Origin of the sequence: Aeromonas sp. SrichE-2G (assembly GCF_017939565.1) — a bacterium.
GTDB classification, from domain to species: domain Bacteria; phylum Pseudomonadota; class Gammaproteobacteria; order Enterobacterales; family Aeromonadaceae; genus Aeromonas; species Aeromonas taiwanensis.
The window spans coordinates 270,380-293,704 of the sequence record NZ_JAGKRG010000053.1; the positions used below are offsets into that span (position 1 = coordinate 270,380).

Sequence of the window (23,325 nt, forward strand, 5' to 3'; positions counted from 1 at the left end):
GAGTACAGGGCAATAAAAAAGAGAGGGCACCCCGGTGCCCTCTCTTTTTTCATTTTGCCTCGGGCGTCAGCGCAGGAGCGCGCCGCACTCGGCCAGCAGTGCCCTCAGCACGCTGCGATGGCAGCGGGACTCCTGCTCGCAGTAGCAGCCGACCGACAGGTTGGTGGTGTGGGAGAGGGCGGCCAGCAGGGCCAGATCGTGCCTCGCGGCCGGGACGGCCATCTCGGCCTTGTACTGCTTGCAGAAGGCCGTCCACTGGGCCGGGGTCTCGGCGCTCTGGCCCAGCTTCATGGTCTCGGCGCTGGGGGCCAGGTTCGGGAACCAGACGTCGTACCAATCCTGGCTGGCGAACTCCGCCTTGGGCACGCCGCGGGGCGGGCGGCGCACGGTACCGATACGCAGCCCCTCGTCCGCGAGGCGGGGGCTGCCGAGACGCACTATGGCCAGTGCCATGGCGGGCTCCTTACTTCTCTTCGGCCACTTTCAGTGCCTGGCCGTAGCAGATCACCTGCTTCAGGCAGCCCGGTACGTCGCTGAACTCGGCGCATTTGTCGAAGCTGACACCGTTGCCGCCCATGTCCGCCACGCGGCGGCGGGCCAGGGTGCGCGCCTCGCCGGCATTGGGCACCGCCTGATTGGCATCGCTCTGGCAGGATTCCCCCTCGACGGTGCCAAGGTAGAGGTAGTTGAGATCGGCGAGCTCGCTTGGCTCGTAGATGCGGACGCTGCCCGGCTTGAAGTATTCGTCGAAGTTTTCCTTGTCCAGATTGCTGTTGAAGGAGAAGTCGGCGCAACCGGAGGTGATGAGTGGCAGCAATAGAATCAGGCGTTTCATGTCGATGTCTTGTTGAACGGTGAGAGGGGCATTATAGGGGCCAGTCGCTGCCTGCGACCAGCCCCATTTTTGGCCTGGTGGGAAGGGTGTGACGAGGATCAGGCAGAAGCGAGCACGCTGGTGCAGGCTGCGGTAGTCGTCGTTGGTGAGCAGGGTCTCTGGATGAGAGAGGGGCGCACCGGCGCCCCTCGGGTGACTGCGATCAGACCGGAGCCAGCCGCTGGTGCAGGCTGCGGTAATAGTCGTCGGCAAGCAGCGTCTGATGCGGGGCACACAGGCGGATCTGCCCCTCTTCCATCAGGGCGACCCTGTCCATCCGCTCCAGTCCCAGCAGACGGTGGGAGATGAGTAGCAGGGTGCGATTTGCCCCCAGGGTCAGCAGCAGATCCATGATCTCCCGCTCGGTCTGGCTGTCGAGCCCTTCGGTCGGCTCGTCCAGCAGCCAGAGCGGCGCGTCGTGCAGCAGGGCGCGAGCGATGCCGATACGGCGGCGCTCACCGCCGGAGAGCGGACGGCCACCATCCCCGAGCCAGGCGTCCAGCCCGGCTTCGGTCTGATCTTCCTCATGCTCAAGCAGGCTGGCGAGACCCACCTGGGTGAGCACCTCCGTCAGCCGCTCATCGCTGGCGTTGGGGGCGGCCAGCCTGAGGTTGCCGCGCAGGGTATCGGCAAACAGGTGGACCCGCTGGCTGACGACGGAGCAGGAGGCGCGCAGCGCGTCCTCGCCGTACTGGGTCAGGGGTCTGCCGTCCAGCAGGATCTCCCCGGACTGCGCCGTCCACTCCCGGGTCAGCAGCCCCATCAGGGTGGACTTGCCGCAGCCGGTCTGCCCCAGCAGAGCGAGCTTCTCGCCCGCGTTCAGTTGCAGGGTGCAGCCCTGCAGCACGGGGCCGTCCTGGTCCGGATAGGTGAAATGGACATCTCGCACCTGCAAGGCGCCCGCGCTGGCGGGGGCCTGATCCTCTCCCCACGCAGGCGCCTTGGCCTCCTGCAGGATCTCGTTGAGGCGGCGGGCCGAGGTGAGGCTGGTGGAGAGGTGCTGGAAGGCGCCCGCCAGCGGCAGCAGCGCCTCGAAGCTCGCCAGGGTGGCGAACACCATCAGCGCCGTGATGGGGTCGGGGACACTGCCCCCGACGCCGTGACCGGCCAGCCAGAGCATCAGGGTCAGGGTCCAGCCGCTCAGCAGCTGGACCGAGAACGCGGCCAGACCACTGACCCTGGCCATGCGGGCCTGGGCCTGGATCAGAGCCCGTTCCGCCTGCTGCAACTCGGCGAGCGCCCCGGGGGCGGCGGCGAACATCTGCAGTTCGGCATGACCGTCCAGATAGTCCACCAGGCGGGTGCGCAGGCTGGACTTCTCGGCGATGAGCCGGCGGCCCGGTGCGCGCCCGGCAAAGTAGAAGACCAGGGGCAGGGCCAGCATGCCAAACAGCAGGATGGCGCCCAGGGTCAGGGCGAGGCGGCTGTCGAAGAAGGAGAGGAAGAACACCAGCCCGGCACAGCTCAGCAGCGCCGCTCCTATGGGGGTGATGAGGCGCAGGTAGACGTGGTCCATGGCGTCGATGTCGGCCACCAGGCGGTTGAGCAAGTCCGCCTGCCTAAAGCCGGCCAGGGAGCCGGGGGAGAGGGGGGAGAGCTTCTCCCAGAACCAGACCCGCAGCCGGGTCAGCACCCGGAAGGTGGCATCGTGGCTCACCACCCGCTCGCCCCAGCGGCTGGCGGTGCGCACGATGGAGAAGAAGCGCACCCCGCCCGCCGGGGTCATGTAGTTGAAGGTGTCCCGGGTGGCGACGGCCAGCCCGGCCACCGCGGCAGCGGAGAGGAACCAGCCCGAGAGGGAGAGCAGCCCCATGCCGGCCACCAGGGTGACCAGGGCCAGCAGCAGGCCCAGGGAGAGGCTGAGCCAGTGCTGGCGATAGAGACGCAGGAACGGCAGTAGATCAGTCATCGAGAGAGTCTCCGAAACCTTGTGACTGGTGCTGGGACAGGAGGCGGGCGAAGGGCCCGCGGGCTTCGCTGAGCCGTGCGAACTGGCCTTGTTCCACCAGCTGGCCGCGCTCCAGCACCAGGATGTTGTCCATCTGGCTGAGCTGGTCGAGGCGATGGGTGATCATCAGCAGGGTCTGGCCTTGTGCGGCCTGTTCGAGCGTGCCCATGATGGCGCGCTCCGAGTGGCGATCCAGGCTGGCGGTGGGTTCATCCAGCACCATCATCTGGGTCTCCTTGAGCAGGGTGCGGGCCAGGGCGATGCGCTGTGCCTGACCGACGGAGAGACCACCGGCCTGATCCCCGACGCGGTAGTCCAGCCCCTTCTCCTTGACGAAGGACCAGGCCTCTGCCCGAGTCAGCACCGCCTCGAGCTCCGCATCGCTCGCAGCGGGCTTGGCCAGCAGCAGGTTGTCTCGCAAGGAGGCGTGGAAGAGCTGCGGATTCTGGGAGAGCCAGCCCAGTTGCATGCGCCACTGGCTGATGTCCAGGGTGTGGAGCTCCACGCCGTTGACGCGAAGGGAACCGCGATAGGGGGCAAAGCCGAGCAGGGCGTTGACCAGGGAGCTCTTGCCCGCCCCGCTGATGCCGACCAGGGCGGTGCGCGTGCCGGCTTCCAGGGTGAAATCGAGGGGGCCGACCAGCACCTTGCCCTCGGCGCTCAGCACCTCCAGGGCGCAAGCCTCCACCCGGATGGGACCCTGGGCGTGGAAGGGGGTCGTTCCCGAGGCCGGCTCGCTGACCTCGGCTTCCAGAAACTCCAGCAGCTGTTCGGCGGCGCCGATGGCCTGCGCCTTGGCGTGGTAGTGGGCGCCGAGCTCTCGCAGGGGGGCGTAGAACTCGGGGGCGAGGAAGAGCACGAACAGGCCGGTAAAGAGCGTGACCTTGACGCCATAACTGCCAAAGTTGAGGTGATCTATATAGGAGAACCCGAAATAGACGGCCACCAGGGCCACTGCGATGGCGGCGAAGAACTCCAGCACGGCGGTGCTCAGGAACGCGAGGCGCAGCACCTCCATGGTGCGCTCGCGAAAATCTTCCGACGCGTCGCGGATGGCGTCACCCTCCGCCCGGGTGCGCATGAAGAGTTGCAGGGTACGCAACCCCTTGAGGCGATCGAGGAAGTGACCGGAGAGGCGTGCCAGCGACTGGAAATTGCGGCGGTTCGCATCGGCGGCGCCCACACCCACCAAGATCATGAAGAGCGGGATCAGGGGGGCGGTGCCGAGCAGGATCAGGCCCGCCGCCCAGTTGACCGGGAAGACGGAGACCAGGATCACCAGGGGGATGAAGACGGCTATGGCCATCTGGGGCAGATAGCGGGAGAAGAAATCCTGCATCTCTTCGATCTGCTCGAGCAGCAGGCTGGTCCAGCTGCCGGCGGGGCGGCGCTGGATATAGGCGGGGCCAAGGCGGGCGAGGCGGGTGAGCACCAGCTCGCGAATGGCCTGACGCACCGCGCTGCCCGCTTTGAAGCTGGCCACCTCGCGCCCATAGGCCAGTGCGGCCTTGGTCAGGGTCACCAGCAGCAGGCTGACGAAGAGGGGGGCGGATTGCTCAGGGGTCGAACCCTCGATGATGAAACCGTGGAGCAGGGTCGCCAGCAGCCAGGCCTGCATCACCATCAGGACGCCCTGACCCAGCCCGAGGGCGATGGAAAAACCGATCCAGCGTCGGCCATGGCCCGACTGCTTGCGCAACCAGCCATAGAGATGTTTCTGCCTGTTCTTGTCCATTCACCGCCTCCTCAAATGAGTGGCGCAAGACTATCGTCGCCCCCACGGCTTGGCAACCTTGCAAATCCGGCTCTGTGGGCGCCTTTGTTTGAAAAACCAGCTTCATGCTCAATAGTTGGCCGAACAGCTTGATTTATGGCAAAAAATGCGAAGTCGGTGATTGCGCTCGGCGGCAAAATGCATATAGTAGAGGCCACTGACGCGGGTGTAGTTCAATGGTAGAACGGCAGCTTCCCAAGCTGCATACGTGGGTTCGATTCCCATCACCCGCTCCACATTCCAGATGATGACCAAGCTTGTCATCACCTCCGCCGAATCGCTCTCTGTCATGGGATGACCCATCAGACCAGCAGGTTTAGATGCCTAGCGGGCATCGTATAATGGCTATTACCTCAGCCTTCCAAGCTGATGATGCGGGTTCGATTCCCGCTGCCCGCTCCAGCGTTCATGCAAAAAGCCCACTCCGTCGAGTGGGCTTTTTGTTTTGCGCTTCTTTCACGCCTCTACTGCAGTGGCTGCCACAAACAGAAGAGGCGCCAACAGGCGCCTCTCGCTTCACACACGGGAGCCGGCTTATTCCTGCTCCAGCTCACCGCAGAAACGGTAGCCTTCACCGTGGATGGTGGCGATGATCTCGGGGGTGTCGCCCACGCTCTCGAAGTGCTTGCGAATGCGGCGGATGGTGACATCCACGGTACGGTCGTGAGGCTTGAGCTCGCGGCCGGTCATCTTCTTGAGCAGCTCGGCACGGGTCTGGATCTGGCCCGGGTTTTCGCAGAAGTGCAGCATGGCACGGAATTCGGAGCGCGGCAGCTTGAACATGTCGCCCGCCGGGCTGACCAGCGCGCGGCTGTTGATGTCCAGGGCCCAGCCATTGAACAGGTAACGCTCCACCAGTTTCTTCTCTTCGCCACCGGCGGCCACGTTCATGGTGCGGCTCAGCAGGTTGCGGGCGCGGATGGTCAACTCGCGGGGGTTGAACGGCTTGGTGATGTAGTCATCGGCACCGATCTCCAGGCCCAGAATCTTGTCCACCTCGTTGTCACGGCCGGTCAGGAACATCAGGGCGATATTGTCATCCTCACGCAGTTCGCGCGCCAGCAGCAGACCGTTCTTGCCCGGCAGGTTGATGTCCATGATCACCAGATTGATGGTATGGCTGGTCAGGGCCTGGTGCATCTCGTCGCCATTGTTGGCTTCCAGCACGATGTAGCCTTCGGCCTCGAAGATGCTCTTGAGTGTATTGCGGGTGACCAGCTCGTCTTCGACGATCAGAATATGTGGTGTTTGCATGAGTATTCCCAGATTCTTATCAGTTAATTATCGAAATTTTAACACTCTTTGGCGTTATCCGACCGGTCCTGAAAATTTATTACGTCATCCTGGGTATGAAAATCAGGTCGAATCATCGCGAATTTGGTAACTATGTTGGCAAGCGTCCCTGTGCCATCCATAGGCTCTCAACAAGTCTGATCGAGAGGTGTCCGGAGAGGTAGTCCATTACAAAAGTTGCTGCATTTTATCAGTTAACAGGCGCATAACAACACTCTTTGCCGTCAGATAGCAACTTTTTAACTCGGGTTTGATATAAGTCAATCCCCGAGTTCGCTGCATCATACTTGGGCTGGCCCGCTTTTTCGCCCTTAATAAATGTAATGGGATGTAACATGTGGTTGACATGACTTTGTGGGAAAACTACAGAAAAGTGTGCTTCATTGCCCCCTCTGCACCGCCGGACTGGCCTGCCTATGCCATCGTCACGGCCTGGAACCCGGCCAGCCGCTGGGTGGCGCCGCGTCGCAATGCCCGCCGCCAGCGGGCCCTGATGCGGCAGGTGGACGAGCTCCCCGTCCTGCCGGTGTGGGGGAGCGATGAAGACGAGCGTTGGCAGGAGGCTTCCCTGCTGTTGCCACTCTCGCAGGCCGAAGCCGTCAGGCTGGCCGCCCGCTTCGGGCAGAATGCCCTCTACTGGGTGGAGGGCGGTGAGCTCTGGCTGGTGCCCGTTTTGCTCCAGGGGGCGCCCTGCCATCTGGGGCGGCTGGCGTCCCGCTGGCGGATCCGCCCTTCTGCGTGACGAAGGGGAGAGTAAGAGCTCACCCATCTGGACGGGCTGCCCAGGTCCCGGATTGTCAGACCCTCCCCATGATGAAAGAATGAGCGCACAGATTTCACTCCATGGAAGGATGATGAGCATGCTGGACCTACTGCCCGACCTTTGCGATCAACACGGTGACACCCTGCAGGTGGCCGATCCCCTGTTTCACGACTATGGCGGCAAAGCGCTGTTTCACGGCGAGGCGGTGACCCTCTCCTGTTTCGAGGACAACAGCCTGGTGCGGGAGCTGGTGAACCGGCCCGGCCAGGGCAAGGTGATGGTCATCGACGGGGGAGGCTCCCTGCGCCGGGCACTGCTCGGGGATCAACTGGCCATCAAGGCGGTGGAGCAGGGGTGGGAGGGGATCCTGATCAACGGCGCGGTGCGCGATGTGGGCACCCTGGCCACGCTGGCGCTCGGGGTCAAGGCGCTGGCGCCCTGCCCGGTCAAGACCGAGAAACGGGGGCTGGGTACACTGGATGCGGTGGTCTCCTTTGCCGGCGTGACCATAGCCCCGGGTGACTATGTCTACGCCGACCTCAACGGTGTGCTGGTGAGCGGCGCACGCCTGCTCTGAGGCCTCAGAAGTTGAAGCCCACGCCCAGGGTGAGGAATTGCTCGGTGCTGAAGGCGCTGACGCCGTAGTTGGCGGTGATGGCCAGTTGCGGCGTCACCAGCAGGCTGCTGTTGAGCTCCACCAGGGTGCTGGGCTTGCTCACCTCCAGCTGCTTGAGCTGGCTGCCGATGTTGAGGGAGGGGGAGACGCGATAGCGCACCCCTGAGCTGATATTGAAGCCGGCTCGGTCACTGTCGGTGCCGATGGCGGGCCCCGCCTCCATGTAGAGGCTGATGTCGTCCTCCACCGGATACTGGTAGCCGGTATTGATGAGCCAGATGTCAAAGTTGTCGCCCGGGTGGGCCTGATTGCCGAGCAGGATGCCGGAATAGCTCTTCACGTAGAGCGAGTTGTCTGCATCTGTCTGGAGAAAACTCCAGTCGGCGGCCTGGGCCGAGAAGGCGAGGCTGGATGCGAGTGCGATGACGAGAGACCTGGCCATTCGTTTCCCCTCCTTGGGCCCGAACAGGACTACAAGCATGGCACATGCCAGCGGGCTGTAAAGGGAACCCCGATCACAATAAAAGAGTTTTGACGGGGGGAGGAGTCGTGTTACACAGGCCCCTCACTCTGTGTCTTCACGATAATCTCCATCACGAGGTGAACTCATGAACAAAAAACTGATCCTGCTGGCCGCACTGGCCCTGGGAGGCTGCGCCATGACGACGGGGTCCACAATGGCCGAACTGCAGGCATCGACCTGGCAGTTGCAAGGGGCGAGCGGTGACACCTTCACCCTGCAGCTTGCCGGTGACAAGGTTGTGGGCAAGGGCGGCTGCAACCGCTACTTTGGCGGCATTACCCAGCAGGGCGACGGCGTGCTGACGCTCGGTCCCATCGGGGCGACCCGCATGATGTGCATCGGAGATCAGATGAGCAAGGAGATGGACTACCTGAAAGCGCTGGAGAAGGTGGCAGGCTTCCAGGTGACCGGCGATCAGCTGGTGCTCCAGGATGCCGGCAAGGCGACGCTGCTGACCTTCAACGCCGTCAAATAATCTGGTGCCGTCAGAGTCTGTCGCAGACCAACGCCCGCACCACAGTGTGACAGGGATGTGCAAAAGGGACGCCGTGGCGTCCCTTTTTGATCGCGGGGCCGAGGGTCAGCCCCCCCGCTGAAAGCGAAAGCGCTTCTTGCGCCGGTAGGGATAGACGTCCTCGAACACCCCCTCCTTGATGTTGCTCTGCAGCCGCTTCCAGTAGTTGGCATCGAACAACTCCTTGTGCAGCTGCATCATGATCTCCCGCACCTGGGGTTTTTGCAGCAGGAAGGTGGCGAACTCCTCGGGGAAGATGTCGTTCGGCGCCACCGAATACCAGGGCTCGGCGCTCCACTCGTCTTCCGGGTAGCGCGGTGGCGGGATCTGGCGGAAGTTGCACTCCGTCATGTAGCAGATCTCGTCGTAGTCGTAGAAGACCACCCGGCCGTGGCGGGTCACCCCGAAGTTCTTGAACAACATGTCGCCGGGGAAGATGTTGGCCGCCGCGAGCTGGCGGATGGCGTTGCCGTACTCCTCCAGTGCGAGCCGGGTCTGCTGCTCGTCCGCCTGATCCAGATAGAGGTTCAGCGGGATCATCTTGCGCTCGGTATAGAGGTGTCTTATCACCAGCTTGTCGGCCGTGATGGTGAGGGCCGAGGGGGCCACCGCCTTGAGCTCGGCCAGGAGCGCCGGGGAGATGCGGTCCAGCGGAAACTCGAAGTTGGTGAACTCCTGGGTATCGGCCATGCGCCCCACCCTGTCGTGCTGTTTCACCAGGCGGTACTTCTCCTTGACCTGCTCGTGGCTCACCTCCTTGGGCGGGGTGAATTCGTCTTTGATCACCTTGAACACCACGTCGTAGGAGGGGAGGGTGAACACGCTCATCACCATCCCCTTGATGCCGGGGGCGATGACGAACTGCTCCCGGCTCTGGGCCAGGTGCTGCTGATAGTGGCGATAGAGCTCGGTCTTGCCGTGCTTCTGGCAGCCGATGGCGTTGTAGATCTCGTAGTCCGGCTTGCGGGGCATGATCTGGCGCAGGAAGGCGACGAAGAGCGCCGGCACTGGGGCATAGACCATGAAGTAGGCGCGGGCGAAGCCGAACACGATGGAGGCCAGCTCCGGCTCGAAGATGACGGTGTCCACATAGATGCTCTGGCCCGTGCTGAGCAGGGGCAGGATGAAGGGCAGCACCTGCCCCTTCACCCTGATGAGCCCCACCAGATAGGCCCCCTTGTTGCGATAGAACACCTCCTTGAGCAGCTCGATGGCGAACGGCTCCTCCTGCAGGATGGCGGGGCCGCTCTCGGCCAGGTGGCGGTGGATGTCGATGATGTCCCGCTGCTTGTCCTCATAGGGCAGGGTGAAGCTGTAATCCCCGAGCAGCTGGCTCAGGGTCTGGGGCAGGTGGGCGAGATCGGTGCGATAGACCCGCAGCAGGGCGCTCAGGTCGGGATGATCGCCGCGGCTCACGAAGGGGTGGATGTAGAGGTTCTCGTCGCGGATGTTGCGATGGCGGAAGATCCGGCGATAGACGGAGTTGAAGAAGGACTCCGCCACCTCGAAGTTTTCGCAGCGGGGCAGCAGATCGCTGAAGGCCCCCTTCACCTGCTTGAGCAGGGACTGGGTGGCGTGATGCTCCCCCATCATCTGCTTGATCTGGGCCGTGGTGGCGCCGACGTGGTGATCATAGAGGCGGATGCGCTCGCGCCCGGCGAGCTGCACCCCCAGCCAGTCGCTGTTCTCGAAGCGGCTCTTGCTGCCCTGGGTTATCTCGAGAAAGCGGCTGTAAAACGACTCGAAGCGTTGCAGGATAGTCTCGGCGACGGCCTGCTCCAATGGCTGCTGCATCTCTCTCTTCCTTGTGATCTGGCGGGCCGATGGCATCTGTGCCAGGAGCAAAACGGGTCACTCCCTGGGCCACTATGGCAACATCCAAACATCTGTTCAAGTGGCAATCTTCGGGGATAAACGGTAGATTGCGCCCCTGTTTTGCCGGCGTTTCGCAGCCGTTCGCGGCGTCGGCCCCATCCAGGAGAGAACCCGATGAAACTCTATTTTGTGCTGGTGTCACCCGCCCGCGCCGCCAATGTGGGGGCTGCCGCCCGCGCCATGAAAACCATGGGCTTCGATGCCATGCGGCTGGTAGGGAGCCGGGTACACGAAGAGGAGGAGGCGAGCTGGGTGGCCCACGGGGCGCAGGAGATCCTGGCTGAGGCGTCGGCCTTCGACACCCTGGAAGAGGCGCTGGCCGACATGGATCTGGTGATCGCCACCACGGCCCGCCAGCGCGGCCGCTACCAGCACTACCTCACCCCGGGGGAAATTCGCGAGCAGATCCGCGCCAAGCCCTCCCTTGAGAAGGTGGCCATCGTGTTTGGCTGCGAGGAGTCGGGCCTCTCCAACGAGCAGCTCGCCCAGGTCGATCTCATCAGCTACCTGCCCCTCAAGGTGAGCTACCCGTCCCTGAACCTGGGGCAGGCGATCATGCTGTACGCCTATGAGCTGAGCCCCCTGCTGGATGACCAGCCGGTCGACGAATCCCGGTCGGTAGCAGAAAATTTTGAGAGCACCGGGCAGGTTCGCGTGCTGAAATCAAAAACAGCAGAATTGCTTAATGATCTCGGTGTTTCGCAGGATGAAAAACTGCATCAGTGGGTGATGGACCGAGTGCCCATGCTGCCGCAACGGGATCTGAATATGCTCCATCTGCTCTGCAAAGACCTCGCCCGCAAGTTTGGCAAGGAGGTTTAGGTTGACAGCCCGACGTCCGGCGCGGTATTGCTAAAAGCCAGCTTCGTTCAAGAGTGTTCGTCATGCAGCTATTCACCAACGTCATCACCACCACCATTATTACCGGTACCACCACAGGTGGCACTGGGGCCGGTTGATGCGCTGACGAACAAGCACAGAAATCAGAAAAAGGCCCGTACCCACCCAGTACGGGCCTTTTTTGTTGGGGCAATTTCAGACTGATTTTCAACGGATTACAGGGAGAGAAAGCGATGAGAGTGTTGAAGTTTGGCGGGTCGTCACTGGCCGATGCAGAGCGTTTCTTGCGGGTCGCCGATATCGCGGTAAACACCCACGGGCAGTCCCAGGTAGCCCTGGTGCTGTCGGCACCGGCCAAGGTGACCAACCACCTGGTGGCCCTGGTGGAACAGACCAGCCGCGGCATGGATGCCAGCAGCACCCTGTTCGAGATCAACGGCATCTTCTCCCGCCTGCTGGCGGGCCTGAAGGCCGCCTACCCGGCCCTCGATGACAAGGCGCTGCAAAGCCGCCTCACCGCCGAGCTGGATCAGGTCGAGCGGCTGATGCAGGGGGTGCGTCTGCTGGGGCTCTGCCCGGACAACGTCCAGGCCCGCATCCTGAGCCGGGGCGAAAATCTCTCCATCGCCTTCATGCACGAACTGCTGCGGGTGCGCGGCCTCGAACTGGATCTCATCGTGCCAGAGCAGCTGCTGGTCACCGACGGCGGCTACCTCGAAGCCCACGTGGACATCGAAGCCTCCCGCCTGCGCTTCGCCGCCAAGGGTCTGCGCTCCGACTGTCTCTACCTGATGCCGGGCTTCACCGGTGGCAGCGACAAGGGCGAAACCGTGCTGCTGGGCCGTAACGGCTCCGACTACTCCGCCGCCGTGCTGGCCGCCTGCGTGGACGCCGAGTGCTGCGAGATCTGGACCGACGTGGAGGGCTGCTACAACTGCGACCCGCGCCTGGTGCCGGATGCCTATCTGCTGAAAACCCTCTCCTACAAGGAGGCGATGGAGCTTTCCTATTTCGGCGCCAAGGTGCTGCACCCGAAAACCATCGCCCCCGTGGCCCAGTTCCACATCCCCTGCCTCATCAAGAACAGCTTCAACCCCCAGGGTCCGGGCACCCTCATCGGGGTCGACCAGGGGGAGGACGATCTGAAGGTGAAGGCCATCTCGGATCTCTCCGGCATGTGCATGTTCAACGTCTCCGGCCCCGGCATGAAGGGCATGGTGGGCATGGCGGGTCGCATCTTCTCCGCCGTCTCCCGCGCCGGGGTCAGCATCGTGCTGATCACCCAGTCGTCCTCCGAGTACAGCGTCAGCTTCTGTATCCACAGCTACGACAGCGACAAGACCCGCAAGGTGCTGGAGCGCGAGTTCGAGCTGGAGTTCAAGAACCAGCTGCTGGATCCGCTCGAGATCATGACCGATCTCGCCATCATCTCCCTGATCGGTGACGGCATGCGCACCAGCAAGGGGATGGCGGCCCGCTTCTTTACCTCCCTGGCCCAGGCGTCCATCAACATCGTCGCCATCGCGCAGGGGTCGAGCGAGCGTTCCATCTCTGCGGTCGTGCGCTCCGGCAAGGTGGCGGAAGCCATCAAGGCGTGCCACCAGAACTTCTTTGGCAGCCAGCAGTTCATCGACCTCTTCGTGGTCGGCGTGGGCGGCGTCGGTGCGGCCCTGGTGGATCAGATCGCCCGCCAGCAGCCGGTCCTGGCCGAGCAGGGCACTGGCCTGCGGGTAGTGGGCATCGCCAACAGCCGCCAGATGGCTGTCAACAAGGATGGCCTGAACCTCGCCAACTGGCGTGAGCAGCTGGTGGAGGCGCAAGGCAGCTTCAGCCTGGAGGCGGTGAAGAAGCTGGTGGAAGAGAGCCACCTCATCAACCCGGTGATCGTGGATTGCACCTCCAGCGAGGCCGTGGCCGTCCAGTACGCCGACTTCCTGGCGGCCGGCTTCCACGTGGTCACCCCGAACAAGAAGGCGAACACCGGGTCCCTGGATTACTACAAGGCGCTGCGCCGCACCGCCCGCCAGACCCGCCGCAAGTTCCTGTACGAGACCAACGTGGGCGCGGGCCTGCCGGTCATCGAGAACCTGCAGAACCTGATCAAGGCCGGCGACAAGCTGCGCGCCTTCGACGGCATCCTGTCCGGCTCCCTCTCCTTTATCTTCGGCAAGCTGGACGAGGGCATGGCCTTCTCAGAGGCCACCCAGATCGCCCGCGGCAACGGCTTCACCGAGCCGGATCCCCGCGACGATTTGAACGGCATGGACGTGGCCCGCAAGCTGCTGATCCTGGCCCGTGAGGCCGGCATGGCGCTGGAGCTCTCCGACGTAGAGGTGGAGCAGGCGCTGCCGCCGGGCTTCGACGTCAGCGGCGACGTGGAAGCCTTCATGGCCCGTCTGCCCGAGGCCGACGGCTGGTTCCGCGACCAGTTCGCGGCGGCCCAGCGTGAAGGCAAGGTGCTGCGCTACGTCGGCTCCATCGAGGGGGGCAAGTGCAAGGTCGCCATCAAGGCGGTGGGCGGTGACGAGCCGCTGTTCAAGGTGAAAGACGGGGAGAACGCGCTCGCCTTCTTCTCCACCTATTACCAGCCCATCCCCCTGGTGCTGCGCGGCTATGGCGCAGGGACCGAAGTGACCGCCGCCGGCGTCTTCGCCGACGTGCTGCGCACCCAGAACTGGAAGCAGGAGTTATAAGCATGAGTTCAGCGATGAACCCGAATGTGGAAGTGGGTGGCAGCGTGGTGGCCTATGCACCGGCCTCCAGCGCCAACCTGAGCGTGGGCTTTGACGTACTGGGGGCGGCGCTCGCCCCCGTGGATGGCTCCCTGCTGGGTGACCGCGTCCAGGTCAAATCGGCAGAGGTGCCCTTCGCCCTCTCCTCCGTGGGCCGCTATGCCCACAAGTTGCCGGATGACCCCAAAAAGAACATCCTCTACGACTGCTGGGTCGCCTACGGGGAGGCGCTGGAGAAGCGCGGCCTCGGGCTCCAACCCCTGGAGATGGTGTTGGAGAAGAACCTGCCGGTAGGCTCGGGCCTCGGCTCCAGCGCCTGCAGCGTGGTGGCGGCGCTGGAGGGCCTGAACGCCTTCCACGGCGCGCCCCTCAATGAACACGACATGCTGCTGCTGATGGGGGAGATGGAGGGCAAGATCTCCGGCTCCGTCCACTACGACAACGTGGCGCCCTGTTATCTGGGCGGCATGCAGCTGGTGCTGGAGGAGGGGGGGGTCATCAGCCAGGGCATCCCGGTCTTTGACGAGTGGTACTGGGTGGTCTGCTACCCGGGCACAGTGGTTTCGACTGCCGCCGCCCGCGCCATCCTTCCGGCCCAGTATCGCCGTCAGGACTGCCTCACCTATGGCCGCCGGCTGGCCGCCTTCGTGCACGCCAGCTACAGCGGTCAGGAAGGGCTGGCCGCCAGCGTATTGAAAGACGTGATCGCCGAGCCTTATCGCGCGGCCCTGATTGAAGGCTTCAACGAGGTGCGGGCCCAGGCGGCCCAGAACGGGGCGCTGGCCACCGGCATCTCGGGGTCCGGTCCCACTGTGTTCGTGGTGATGAAGGATCCGGCCCAGGCCGAACGAATGAAAGAGTGGATGGAAGCGCACTTCGTGCGCAATGAAGATGGATTTGCCCGGGTCTGCAAACTGGACATGGCCGGGGCACGGGTAACAGGAAGCGAGCTATGAATCTTTACAACATCAAGGACAAGAGTGAACAGGTGAGCTTTGCCCAGGCGGTGCGCCAGGGGCTGGGCCGCGAGCAGGGGCTGTTCTTCCCGGAAACCCTGGAGCCGCTGGCCGACGTGGATGCCCTGCTGGACCTGCCGCTCGCCGAGCGCTCTGCTCGTATCCTGAGCCACCTGCTGGGTGACGAAGTGCCGGCTGCCAAGGTAAGCGAGCTTATCGACGCCGCTTTCACCTTCCCGGCCCCCCTGGTGAAGCTGAAAGATGGCACCTATGCCCTGGAGCTGTTCCACGGCCCGACCCTGGCGTTCAAGGACTTCGGTGGACGCTTCATGGCCCAGTGTCTGGCCGCCTTCCGTACCAACGACAAGATCACCATCCTCACCGCCACCTCAGGCGACACCGGCGCCGCCGTGGCTCACGCCTTCTACGGCCTGGAGGGGATCGAGGTGGTGATCCTCTATCCGAAGGGCAAGATCAGCCCCTTGCAGGAGGCGCTGTTCTGCACCTTAGGGGGCAACATCCGCACCCTCGCCATCGACGGCGACTTCGATGCCTGCCAGGCGCTGGTGAAAGATGCCTTCGACGATGAAGGGCTCAAGACCGCCATCGGCCTGAACTCGGCCAACTCCATCAACATCAGCCGCCTGCTGGCCCAGGTTTGCTACTACTTCGAGGCCGTGGCCCAGCTGCCGAAAGCCGATCGCGCCAAGGCGGTCATCAGCGTGCCGTCCGGCAACTTCGGCAACCTCACCGCGGGTCTTATCGCCAAGGCGCTGGGGCTGCCGGTGAAGCGCTTTATCGCCGCCACCAACGCCAACGACACCGTGCCGCGCTACCTCAAGACCGGCCAGTGGGAGCCGCACCAGACGGTCGCGACCCTGTCCAACGCCATGGACGTGAGCCGCCCCAACAACTGGCCGCGCGTGGAAGAACTGTGCCGCCGCAACGGCTGGGCGCTGGAAACCTTAGGGTCAGGCATGCGTGACGACGCCCAGACTCGCGATGCGCTTAAACGCCTGCACCAGCTGGATTACTTGTGCGAGCCCCACGGCGCCATTGCCTGGGATCTGCTGAACGAGCAGCTCGCCGAGGACGAGGTAGGGGTCTTCCTCTGCACCGCCCACCCGGCCAAGTTCAAGGAGTCGGTGGACGAGATCCTGGGGCTGGACGTGCCGCTGCCTGGCCCGCTCGCCAAGCACGCCGCGCTGCCCCTGCTGTCCCACGACCTGCCCGCCGACTTTGGCCGCCTCAAGGCCTTCCTGCTCGGTTAAGCCGCCATGAGACGCTGACGATCCCCCGCTTTTTCACGAGAGCGGGGGATTTTTTATGTCCGTCATAGCGCGGGGAATCCCGCCCAGATCACCCTGAAACAAGGAGCACGGCATGAGTCAGCATCCCCTTCGCACATTGATCGAGACCTGTGACGCCGCCATTTCCCGGCGCGACTTCGACGCCCTGATGGCCTTCTACGCCGAAGACGCCGCCCTGGTGGTCAAACCTGGCATGGTGGTGCGCGGCATCCCCGCCATCCGCCGCGCCTTCACTGCGATCTCGGATTACTTTGACGGCCAGCTTGAGGTGACTCAGGGGGCCATGGAGGTGATCGAGGGGGCCGACAATGCCCTGGTGATCATGCAGACCCGGCTGCGCTACCCGGGCGGGGAGGGATGGATCGACGAGAACCGGCGTGCCACCTATGTGTTTCGCAAGGAGACGGATGGAGAGTGGCGCTGCACCATAGATAACTCCTACGGCACCACGCTGCTGGCGGCGGAAGCTTGATGCCAGCCACTCGATGGCCCTCTCTCTGAGCCATCCCCGCTGGCGCCGCACCACAGTGGGAGCCCGGGCACAACTCCCCGCATGGCGGCGTATCACAACCTACTGCCAGGATCCTCTGTTTCAGCGGTTGCTGCGGCCTGTTGCTGATGGATTGCGCACTCTGCCCAGCAAGGCAGGCAGGGGCAGGACAATAAAATGGAGGGGGAAAAACCCGGTTGAAAAGACTCGATGCGGGCCATTGACCCGGCGCCTTGTGGCTGTTAATCAGGGTGCTGCTTGAAGCTTTCATGGACGAGCAGGGCCGCAGATACCTCGAAGGCGCGGCTTATCGATAACAACAACACCACAGTGCAGGGAGCAAACCATCATGTGGCCGTACCGAAAAATAGTGACCCAGTCCCTCAAGACCCCCCTGATGATCGCCAGGATCATGTTTTACCTGGCCCTGTTATTGGTATTCCCCTTGCCAATGATAATGCTATCGGACTCTCCGGCGGCAGAGATCGGGCGTTTCTCTTACGTCCTGGTGACGTTTCCCATCGCCATGGGACTGATGCTGATATCAAGCCTGATGGCCATCCTGATTGCCATGGTGGAGTCGCGAAACCAGCAGCCACCCCAGGGGCGGTGGTGAGAGGGGCTTGGGCCTTTCGAGGCATCAATAAAAAACCATCCCGTGCGGGATGGTTTTTTGTTTCCGAGCATCCAGAACGGCGGCTGATGGCCGTGAAATATCCCAACGATTTCTAACTTGGGATACGTTGCTACGTTTGAATACTCGGCCCGCCGGGAAAACGGTGTTTGCCCGATCTTGAGCGGGCTCTTGGCGGCGCAGTGTGTGATGACAGATAAAGCCAGCTGGTAATGGCTGGCTCGGGAAGATGGTGCCATATATTTTGGAGTTTATCCTGGGTTTTTAGCAAGCCAAGCATCGAAAGAGTGTTTTGACATATTTGTTAGCATTGATGAAAAAACATCTTGGTTACACAAGTATAAACAGTGCCGAATTACAGTATATGGATTCAAGGTGTCATTATTTTCAGGGTTTTCTTCAAACTCTTGCTTATATTGTTTAACTTTCGTTATTGTTGCCTTCATGTATTCATTAAGATCATTTCGAGTAATATTAGGCGCTAAGGAAACAATTTCATCGGTGAATCCGTCAACTTTATAATCATCAAACTCATAATCTTTAAAGAAGTGCTTTGCTATTCTAAGAAATCCGAAAGCGGTTAACCCCCCTCTTCCATTAGACTTTATTGGCCTTGGCGGTCCGGGCTGATCAATTAAAAGAGGCATCGGTTCATCGACGTCATCCTCTTCTGCTTTCTTAATTTCATCATCTGTTGCAACACGGATTTCTTTAAATTCCCTATCCGCAAGTTCAAATAATGCAGCTAATGTATTTATTCTGCGCTTTAACCTATTTGGGATGCTCTTTTTATATTTTATTTTATGGTCTAAAACACTCCAAGAATCTTGAATTATCGTTCTTATCTGAATTTCAAAGCTTATACCAACAAAAGCTTTGTATTCTGGCATATCCTTTCTTGATTCGCCTAATTTCAAGTCTAGATGTAGACCCTTATAACCAAAGGAGCCCTCAGTGCTTTCAATTTGCGATATTTTGTCAGTTTCATCAATAATATCTAAGTGTAGCTTTAAAATCTGTTTGATTTTATCAATGTCATCCTCATAGAGGCATACTACGCGCAAACCCACCAAGTCAGATATATGCTCTGTTATTGTGTATTCTGTTTTATCTGCTTCAAGTTTTTTTCTATATTTAAGATTGAACTTCCTAATGCACTCTTCTTTTTCCTTTACTCTCCCTTCAACTTTAGATAGATAAATACTTCCGTCATGATCTAATAATGCTGAGATTAATGTTTTAAATGAAGTGACAGCTCCCTCAAGGAGCTTTATATTGTCTGAGTAATATTCTCTGAATGTTGACTTTTCTTTTTCGAAGTCTAAAGATGGCATTAATTAATCCTTTGATTTTCTGCCCAATGTTTACCGAGAAAAATAAATTCGGTTGCTGATTTTCTATTGGCACAATTCTAATCTTATTTTGGGAGGCATCTTTCTCATGTTTTGGGCCAACCTACAAATTGCATCAATCACTGTGCATAACCGACACTACCGCTCGTGGATTACAGCTTCCAATGCGCTCCATCGACCAGCGGGCGGGGCCCGGATGGTGCTATAGGCGCCGAATGGCCAGCATAGCCTCAAGCCTCATACGCAAACCAGTCGAAAATTGACGCAACTGGCGAGAAGCGCTGAATTTTTGCGCCAGCTCACCAATCTAGCCTCTCGTCTTGGTGGAGCGGGGGCGGGCAGGGGGAAGGAAGGCTGTGCGAGCACGGCGGCACTTTGGTTGTCATCAAGCAAGGGGACTATAGTGCAGCGAGGCGAGGGTGCCTCGTTTGGCCCGCGTGAGTGGGGCTAACCACAATGGATAGAACGAAGGGAGTTGGTCATATGAAGCGGATCCTGATGGTGTTGAGTCTGTGTGTGACGATGTTTGGCATGGGAATGGGGGTGGCCCAGAGCGCGACGGTGGCGGGCGATGGCTCGGGGGCGCAGCAGGCGTGCGAGGCCCAGGCCGCGGCCAAGAAGCTGGCGGGGGCCGCCAAGACCAGCTTTGTGGGCAAGTGCGTGAAAGATGCCACCAGCGCCGCGACCGGCGAGTGCGAGAAGGCGGCTGCCGACAAGAAGCTCGCGGGGGCGGCCAAGAACAGCTTCGTGCAAAAGTGCGTGAAGACCGGCGGGGCGAGCGATCCGGCGGCGAAGTGCGAAAAAGCGGCCGCCGACAAGAAGCTCGCCGGGGCTGCCAAGAACAGCTTTATCCAGAAGTGTGTGAAGGATAGCGCCGTCCAGTAAGGCGCTGTACTTATCCGGTGTGTTTGCGGGGGCCATCAGGCCCCCTGCTTTTTTGGGGAAAGGAGCGGGGGCACGCGGGTGGGAACGGGCTGGTCACGGCTGGCTGGGGCGCATCACGGCAGCGACAAGCCATCGGGGCTGGGGGTTAAAAGAGCGGTCTCTGAAGGGGCTCTGCCACCAGAAGACGCGCATCCACCCCCTCTGTGCCGCCGATCAGGAAGGGGCTCTGGGGATCGTGGCGCTGCCGGTTCTTGATGACGGCGCTCTGGCTGTAGGTGGCGTAACAGTAGGTGCAGCCATGGAGGCAGGTGTTGTAGGCGCCGATGTCGATGCTCTTGACGCAACCACAGGCCTCGCGCTGGCCGGGGTCTTTTCTGCCGTCAAGCCGGCGGCCGAACAGCGCCTGGATCAGCTGGTCGTCGATGCACTTGCCATGGGGGATGCCGAGATGGGCGAGATCCACGGCCTCGGCGCAGGTCTCTATGGTCATGTCGAACTGGGCGGCGGTCTGCGCCATAAAGGCTGCCAGCTCATCGAGCGCCTCATGATGCGCTGGCGCCTTGCCCCATTCCGTTCCCAGCAGGTCGTGCACGATGAGCCCCTCGACCGCGTTCAGGTTCTTCTCCGTCTTCTTGTAGAGGTCGACCACGCTGATGACGACCCTGTGGGTCTTGCCGGCCAGGAGGGACGCAATCTTGTGGAAGAGCCGCTTGTGCTCGGCCAGATCGACCAGGTTGCACAGCAGGATGGGGTCGTAGCGCCAGATGACCCTGTTCGCACCGACCCGCTCTGACAGGGCGCAGAAGGTCTGGATGGCGTGATGGGGTCTGGGGACCCGGCTCTCCAGGGCCTTGGGGTAGCCGGTCAGAGTGTATTGGAAGTAGTAGCGGTGGCCGAGGGCATCGAGCTCATCCAGGTGCCCCATCAAGGGGGCCGGTTGCCGGGTCCAGAACACGATGGCATCGACCTCCTCCGGGTGCAGCGACACCCGGGAGATCTGATGGGCATTGAAGGGGTTGCGGGTGAGCAGGAAACCGGCCCTTATCCGGTTCATCCACCAGGGGGTGTAAAAGGCCGGGATATCGGTTCGTCTGCTGGCGCTGATGATCATGGCGCTTCGGCTCTCGCTCCGGCGGTTGGCAAGGGGGGCCGCCCCTTGCCAACCCGCCATGCCTATCAGGCCCCGGATTCCGGCGGCGTGTGTTCCGGCGCGCTGCTCAGCAGATCCTGCCCCTCGTCCTGGCTCAGCACCAGATAGCGCTCGTACTGGCGCAAGACGTCGGCGCTCAGCTCGTCCCGGGTCAGGTACTGAACGTCGTAGCCGGCGCGGCCGTCGGCGAAGAAGGTGATGGGCTCGAAGATGCGGGCCTCGGGATCGTGGTTGTGGGCCGCCTCCAGGGGGTTGAACGCCGGGGCGGGGCGGGCCTCGATACGCACCCCGTAGCAGAAGTCGCGCCGCCCTTGCTGGGGCACCAGCAGGTGGCACTGCTCCGCGTCCTCCTGCTCGACCCGGCTGATGATCCCCCGGGCCGCGAACTCCTGGCTCAGGGCCGTCAGGGCCGGCAGGGCGACCTCGGCGAGGAACGTGCGGGCCCCCTGTTCGGTGGAGGGGCGCAGCAGGTGATCCATGCGGGTGCGCCACTGCTTGCCGCTCCAGAAATCGGTGGCGGGGGAGAGGCGTCTGGCCGAGTGCTCCCGGTCGGCAATCAGGCCGCGCACCAGGCCGAGGCAGAGCAGCACCATGATGAAGGCGAACGGCAGGGCGGCGATAAGCGTCATGGACTGGAGCGCCGCGAGCCCCCCGGTGCTCATCAGGGTGCCTGCGGTGATACCGAGCAGCACGGCCCAGAACAGGCGCTGCCAGACCGGGGAGCCCTCCTTGCCCTGGGTGGCGATGTTGTCGATGACGAAGGCCCCGGAGTCGGCGGAGGTGACGAAGAAGACGCTGATGAGGATCACCGCGAGGGCCGAGGTGATGTCGGCCCCCGGCAACAGATCGAAGAAGTTGAACAGCAGGGTGTCGATGTTGCCGACCGAGTCGATGAGGCTCTGGCCCCCCTCATGCTGGCTGGCCCAGATGGCGGCGTTGCCGAACACCGTCATCCACAGCAGGTTGAAGGCGGTGGGCACGAACAGGACGCCCAGGATGAATTCGCGCAGGGTGCGCCCGCGGGAGATGCGGGCGATGAAGAGGCCGACGAAGGGGGACCAGGAGATCCACCAGGCCCAGTAGAGCAGGGTCCAGTTGCCGAACCAGCCTGCCTGGCGGGTCTCGCTGTAGGTGAAGGTGCGGAAGGTGAGCTGGCTGAGAGACGACACATAGTTGCCTATGTTCTCGGAGAGGGCCCCCAGCAGGTACTGGGTGGGGCCGGCCAGCAGCACGAACAGCAGGAGCACAATGGCGAGGAAGAGGTTGAGCTCGGAGAGGCGCTTGACCCCCTTGTCGAGCCCGGTGACCGCCGAGACGCCGGCGAGGGCGATGACGGCCCCGATGAGGCCGAAGCGGAACAGCTCCCCCGAGGTGTCCATGCCGGTGAGCCGGGTGATCCCCGCCGAGAGCTGCATCACGCCATAGCCCAGGGTGGTGGCGATACCGAAGATGGTGCCCACCAGGGCGAAGACGTCCACCGCGTGGCCGAGCGGCCCGTGGATCTTCTCCTTGAAGATGGGGTAGAGGCCGGAGCGGATGGTCAGGGGCAGGTTGTAGCGAAAGCCGAAGTAGGCCAGCACCAGGCCGACGATGGCGTAGACGGCCCAGGCGTGAAAGCCCCAGTGGAAGAAGGTGGTGACCATGGCCTCGCGGGCCGCCACTGGCGTCAGGGGCGTCGCCTGGGGCGGCGAGACGTAGTGGCTCATGGGCTCGCCCACCCCGAAATACATGAGCCCGATACCCATGCCGGCGGCGAACAGCATGGCGAGCCAGGAGGTGAAGCTGAACTCGGGGCGGGCGTCATCCGGCCCCAGGCGAATGTTGCCGTAGTGGCTGAAGGCGATCACCAGCAGCAGGATCAGGAACATGCCGACCACCAGCACGTAGAACCAGCTGAAATGCTCGGCGATCCAGCTCTGGCCGTTGCCGAAGAAGCGGGCGGCGGCCTCGGGGGCCAGGGAGCAGATGGCCAGCAACGCCAGGATGAAGAGCAGGCCGGGGATGAAGATGGGCAGCGACAGGGTGCATCTGGGGGGGCGAGGGGCGTTCATGGGACACCTTTGGGTAGAGGGACTCATGACACTATAGGGCCATTGTTTGCAAAACAGACTACCTCAGCGGGATTTTTACGTACCTTGCAAGGCGCATGTGAAGCCGCTCACGTTCAAGCGGCTCGGGCGCTGAGGGCGGGCAGATGATTGGCAGGCAATTGACGGCCCATCGGGGAAGGAGAGGCGGGGGAGGGCCCGTTCAACTCGCGGCCCTCCTGATGGACGCAGGAGGGGATGGAAGGTGGCGCGGAGGCCAGGGCCCTTCGTTGACCGTTTTCATTCACACGTAACATCTTTTATAAAACAATGGCTTGTCACTTTCTTTTTTGTTAATAGCGAGCGAATCCGCCTTTTTGGGAAATCTTTTCGCCCCTCGTCCGGTTCTATTGAACGTAGCCGGACGACACGGGCCGGATACATCCCTCACGACAACAAGGAATAGAGACATGAACGTGAAAAAGAGTACTGCCATCGCCTCTGCCATGACGGGTCTGCTGGCCCTGGGGGCCCAGATGATCGCCGCGCCGGCCATGGCGGCGGAGGAAAAAGAGAAGTGCTACGGCGTGGTCAAGGCGGGCAAGAACGACTGCGCCAGCAAGGGGGGATCCTGCGCCGGTACCGCCAAGATGGACGCCCAGGGAGATGCCTTCGTGGTGGTGCCCAAGGGGCTGTGCGAGAAGCTGGCGGGTGGCTCCCTGCAACCCAAATAAGCCCGGTGCCGGGGGGCGGCATTCTCGCGCCCCGG

General features: G+C 62.0%; 21 protein-coding genes, 2 tRNA genes and 1 other annotated feature. Of the genes, 13 read left to right on the forward strand and 10 right to left on the reverse strand.

Features of this window, described 5'->3' with window-relative positions; translation table 11 throughout:
• Positions 1-66 precede the first annotated feature (66 nt).
• From J9885_RS17655 to cydD, 4 genes are all read right to left on the reverse strand, one after another.
• Positions 67-453: a DUF488 family protein gene (locus J9885_RS17655; RefSeq protein WP_210550222.1), complete on the reverse strand. Its 387-nt coding sequence runs from the start codon at positions 451-453 to the stop codon at positions 67-69.
• A 10-nt stretch (positions 454-463) separates the two neighbouring features.
• On the reverse strand, positions 464-835 hold the full coding sequence (gene rcsF, locus J9885_RS17660; protein WP_210550223.1) for an Rcs stress response system protein RcsF: 372 nt from the start codon (positions 833-835) through the stop codon (positions 464-466).
• A gap of 202 nt (positions 836-1,037) precedes the next feature.
• Positions 1,038-2,783: a cysteine/glutathione ABC transporter ATP-binding protein/permease CydC gene (gene cydC, locus J9885_RS17665; RefSeq protein ID WP_210550224.1), complete on the reverse strand. Its 1,746-nt coding sequence runs from the start codon at positions 2,781-2,783 to the stop codon at positions 1,038-1,040.
• Positions 2,776-4,557, reverse strand: coding sequence for a cysteine/glutathione ABC transporter permease/ATP-binding protein CydD (gene cydD / locus J9885_RS17670; RefSeq protein ID WP_210550225.1), 1,782 nt, complete (start codon positions 4,555-4,557; stop codon positions 2,776-2,778). The genes cydC and cydD overlap by 8 nt, the downstream gene beginning before the upstream one ends.
• 201 nt (positions 4,558-4,758) lie before the next feature.
• Between cydD and J9885_RS17675 the strand changes: the two genes are divergently transcribed.
• A tRNA-Gly gene (locus J9885_RS17675) sits at positions 4,759-4,832 on the forward strand.
• Positions 4,833-4,923: 91 nt separating this feature from the next.
• Positions 4,924-4,998, forward strand: a tRNA-Gly gene (locus tag J9885_RS17680).
• Positions 4,999-5,130: 132 nt separating this feature from the next.
• Here the strand turns inward: J9885_RS17680 and arcA are convergent.
• A complete protein-coding gene (gene arcA, locus J9885_RS17685; protein ID WP_010673581.1) occupies positions 5,131-5,850 on the reverse strand; it encodes a two-component system response regulator ArcA in 720 nt (239 codons plus the stop codon).
• 385 nt (positions 5,851-6,235) lie between these two features.
• Here arcA and J9885_RS17690 point away from each other — a divergent pair, with 385 nt between their 5' ends.
• Both J9885_RS17690 and J9885_RS17695 read left to right on the forward strand, forming a co-directional pair.
• Positions 6,236-6,631, forward strand: a complete 396-nt coding sequence (locus J9885_RS17690; RefSeq protein WP_210550226.1) for a DUF3293 domain-containing protein — start codon at positions 6,236-6,238, stop codon at positions 6,629-6,631.
• 118 nt (positions 6,632-6,749) lie between these two features.
• Positions 6,750-7,229, forward strand: a complete 480-nt coding sequence (locus tag J9885_RS17695; protein WP_134695825.1) for a putative 4-hydroxy-4-methyl-2-oxoglutarate aldolase — start codon at positions 6,750-6,752, stop codon at positions 7,227-7,229.
• 4 nt (positions 7,230-7,233) lie between these two features.
• On the opposite strand, the gene J9885_RS17700 is transcribed toward J9885_RS17695, so the two are convergent.
• A complete protein-coding gene (locus J9885_RS17700; protein WP_043759016.1) occupies positions 7,234-7,710 on the reverse strand; it encodes a hypothetical protein in 477 nt (158 codons plus the stop codon).
• Positions 7,711-7,876: 166 nt separating this feature from the next.
• Here J9885_RS17700 and J9885_RS17705 point away from each other — a divergent pair, with 166 nt between their 5' ends.
• Complete coding sequence (locus tag J9885_RS17705) at positions 7,877-8,266, forward strand: META domain-containing protein (RefSeq protein WP_043759018.1); 390 nt, start codon at positions 7,877-7,879, stop codon at positions 8,264-8,266.
• 105 nt (positions 8,267-8,371) lie between these two features.
• Here the strand turns inward: J9885_RS17705 and aceK are convergent, their stop codons facing one another.
• Positions 8,372-10,099 (reverse strand): bifunctional isocitrate dehydrogenase kinase/phosphatase, encoded by a 1,728-nt coding sequence (gene aceK, locus J9885_RS17710; RefSeq protein WP_210550227.1) that lies wholly within the window; start codon positions 10,097-10,099, stop codon positions 8,372-8,374.
• Positions 10,100-10,294: 195 nt separating this feature from the next.
• Between aceK and J9885_RS17715 the strand changes: the two genes are divergently transcribed.
• From J9885_RS17715 to J9885_RS17740, 6 genes are all read left to right on the forward strand, one after another.
• Entirely contained in the window at positions 10,295-11,002 is a 708-nt protein-coding gene (locus tag J9885_RS17715; RefSeq protein WP_134695822.1) for a tRNA/rRNA methyltransferase, read from the forward strand.
• A gap of 68 nt (positions 11,003-11,070) precedes the next feature.
• Positions 11,071-11,205: a sequence feature (Thr leader region), on the forward strand.
• A 48-nt stretch (positions 11,206-11,253) separates the two neighbouring features.
• Positions 11,254-13,713, forward strand: coding sequence for a bifunctional aspartate kinase/homoserine dehydrogenase I (thrA, locus tag J9885_RS17720; protein WP_043759023.1), 2,460 nt, complete (start codon positions 11,254-11,256; stop codon positions 13,711-13,713).
• Positions 13,714-13,715: 2 nt separating this feature from the next.
• Positions 13,716-14,708, forward strand: coding sequence for a homoserine kinase (gene thrB / locus J9885_RS17725; RefSeq protein WP_246877002.1), 993 nt, complete (start codon positions 13,716-13,718; stop codon positions 14,706-14,708).
• Positions 14,705-15,979, forward strand: a complete 1,275-nt coding sequence (thrC, locus tag J9885_RS17730; RefSeq protein WP_210550228.1) for a threonine synthase — start codon at positions 14,705-14,707, stop codon at positions 15,977-15,979. The genes thrB and thrC overlap by 4 nt, the downstream gene beginning before the upstream one ends.
• Before the next feature lie 112 nt (positions 15,980-16,091).
• A complete protein-coding gene (locus J9885_RS17735; RefSeq protein ID WP_210550229.1) occupies positions 16,092-16,490 on the forward strand; it encodes an SgcJ/EcaC family oxidoreductase in 399 nt (132 codons plus the stop codon).
• A gap of 276 nt (positions 16,491-16,766) precedes the next feature.
• A complete protein-coding gene (locus tag J9885_RS17740) occupies positions 16,767-17,240 on the forward strand; it encodes a hypothetical protein (protein ID WP_210550230.1) in 474 nt (157 codons plus the stop codon).
• Between the two features lie 153 nt (positions 17,241-17,393).
• Here the strand turns inward: J9885_RS17740 and J9885_RS17745 are convergent, their stop codons facing one another.
• The gene (locus J9885_RS17745) at positions 17,394-18,476 is read right to left on the reverse strand and encodes a (p)ppGpp synthetase (protein ID WP_210550231.1); all 1,083 of its coding nucleotides are present in this window, start codon (positions 18,474-18,476) and stop codon (positions 17,394-17,396) included.
• A gap of 555 nt (positions 18,477-19,031) precedes the next feature.
• Between J9885_RS17745 and J9885_RS17750 the strand changes: the two genes are divergently transcribed.
• Complete coding sequence (locus J9885_RS17750; protein WP_246877026.1) at positions 19,032-19,379, forward strand: hypothetical protein; 348 nt, start codon at positions 19,032-19,034, stop codon at positions 19,377-19,379.
• A 145-nt stretch (positions 19,380-19,524) separates the two neighbouring features.
• Here J9885_RS17750 and J9885_RS17755 read toward each other — a convergent pair whose 3' ends face one another.
• Positions 19,525-20,550 (reverse strand): DUF1848 domain-containing protein, encoded by a 1,026-nt coding sequence (locus J9885_RS17755; protein WP_246877003.1) that lies wholly within the window; start codon positions 20,548-20,550, stop codon positions 19,525-19,527.
• Between the two features lie 5 nt (positions 20,551-20,555).
• The gene (locus J9885_RS17760) at positions 20,556-22,580 is read right to left on the reverse strand and encodes a BCCT family transporter (RefSeq protein ID WP_210550233.1); all 2,025 of its coding nucleotides are present in this window, start codon (positions 22,578-22,580) and stop codon (positions 20,556-20,558) included.
• 446 nt (positions 22,581-23,026) lie between these two features.
• Here J9885_RS17760 and J9885_RS17765 point away from each other — a divergent pair, with 446 nt between their 5' ends.
• Entirely contained in the window at positions 23,027-23,290 is a 264-nt protein-coding gene (locus J9885_RS17765; RefSeq protein ID WP_043759054.1) for a DUF2282 domain-containing protein, read from the forward strand.
• Positions 23,291-23,325: the final 35 nt, after the last annotated feature.

Bases quoted from the DNA above. Each gene is read 5' to 3' on its own strand.
- J9885_RS17655 (WP_210550222.1), bottom strand. From the start codon at position 453: ATGGCACTGGCCATAGTGCGTCTCGGCAGCCCCCGCCTCGCGGACGAG.
- rcsF (WP_210550223.1), bottom strand. From the start codon at position 835: ATGAAACGCCTGATTCTATTGCTGCCACTCATCACCTCCGGTTGCGCC.
- cydC (WP_210550224.1), bottom strand. From the start codon at position 2,783: ATGACTGATCTACTGCCGTTCCTGCGTCTCTATCGCCAGCACTGGCTC.
- cydD (WP_210550225.1), bottom strand. From the start codon at position 4,557: ATGGACAAGAACAGGCAGAAACATCTCTATGGCTGGTTGCGCAAGCAG.
- arcA (WP_010673581.1), bottom strand. From the start codon at position 5,850: ATGCAAACACCACATATTCTGATCGTCGAAGACGAGCTGGTCACCCGC.
- J9885_RS17690 (WP_210550226.1), top strand. From the start codon at position 6,236: ATGACTTTGTGGGAAAACTACAGAAAAGTGTGCTTCATTGCCCCCTCT.
- J9885_RS17695 (WP_134695825.1), top strand. From the start codon at position 6,750: ATGCTGGACCTACTGCCCGACCTTTGCGATCAACACGGTGACACCCTG.
- J9885_RS17700 (WP_043759016.1), bottom strand. From the start codon at position 7,710: ATGGCCAGGTCTCTCGTCATCGCACTCGCATCCAGCCTCGCCTTCTCG.
- J9885_RS17705 (WP_043759018.1), top strand. From the start codon at position 7,877: ATGAACAAAAAACTGATCCTGCTGGCCGCACTGGCCCTGGGAGGCTGC.
- aceK (WP_210550227.1), bottom strand. From the start codon at position 10,099: ATGCAGCAGCCATTGGAGCAGGCCGTCGCCGAGACTATCCTGCAACGC.
- J9885_RS17715 (WP_134695822.1), top strand. From the start codon at position 10,295: ATGAAACTCTATTTTGTGCTGGTGTCACCCGCCCGCGCCGCCAATGTG.
- thrA (WP_043759023.1), top strand. From the start codon at position 11,254: ATGAGAGTGTTGAAGTTTGGCGGGTCGTCACTGGCCGATGCAGAGCGT.
- thrB (WP_246877002.1), top strand. From the start codon at position 13,716: ATGAGTTCAGCGATGAACCCGAATGTGGAAGTGGGTGGCAGCGTGGTG.
- thrC (WP_210550228.1), top strand. From the start codon at position 14,705: ATGAATCTTTACAACATCAAGGACAAGAGTGAACAGGTGAGCTTTGCC.
- J9885_RS17735 (WP_210550229.1), top strand. From the start codon at position 16,092: ATGAGTCAGCATCCCCTTCGCACATTGATCGAGACCTGTGACGCCGCC.
- J9885_RS17745 (WP_210550231.1), bottom strand. From the start codon at position 18,476: ATGCCATCTTTAGACTTCGAAAAAGAAAAGTCAACATTCAGAGAATAT.
- J9885_RS17750 (WP_246877026.1), top strand. From the start codon at position 19,032: ATGGGGGTGGCCCAGAGCGCGACGGTGGCGGGCGATGGCTCGGGGGCG.
- J9885_RS17755 (WP_246877003.1), bottom strand. From the start codon at position 20,550: ATGGCGGGTTGGCAAGGGGCGGCCCCCCTTGCCAACCGCCGGAGCGAG.
- J9885_RS17760 (WP_210550233.1), bottom strand. From the start codon at position 22,580: ATGAACGCCCCTCGCCCCCCCAGATGCACCCTGTCGCTGCCCATCTTC.
- J9885_RS17765 (WP_043759054.1), top strand. From the start codon at position 23,027: ATGAACGTGAAAAAGAGTACTGCCATCGCCTCTGCCATGACGGGTCTG.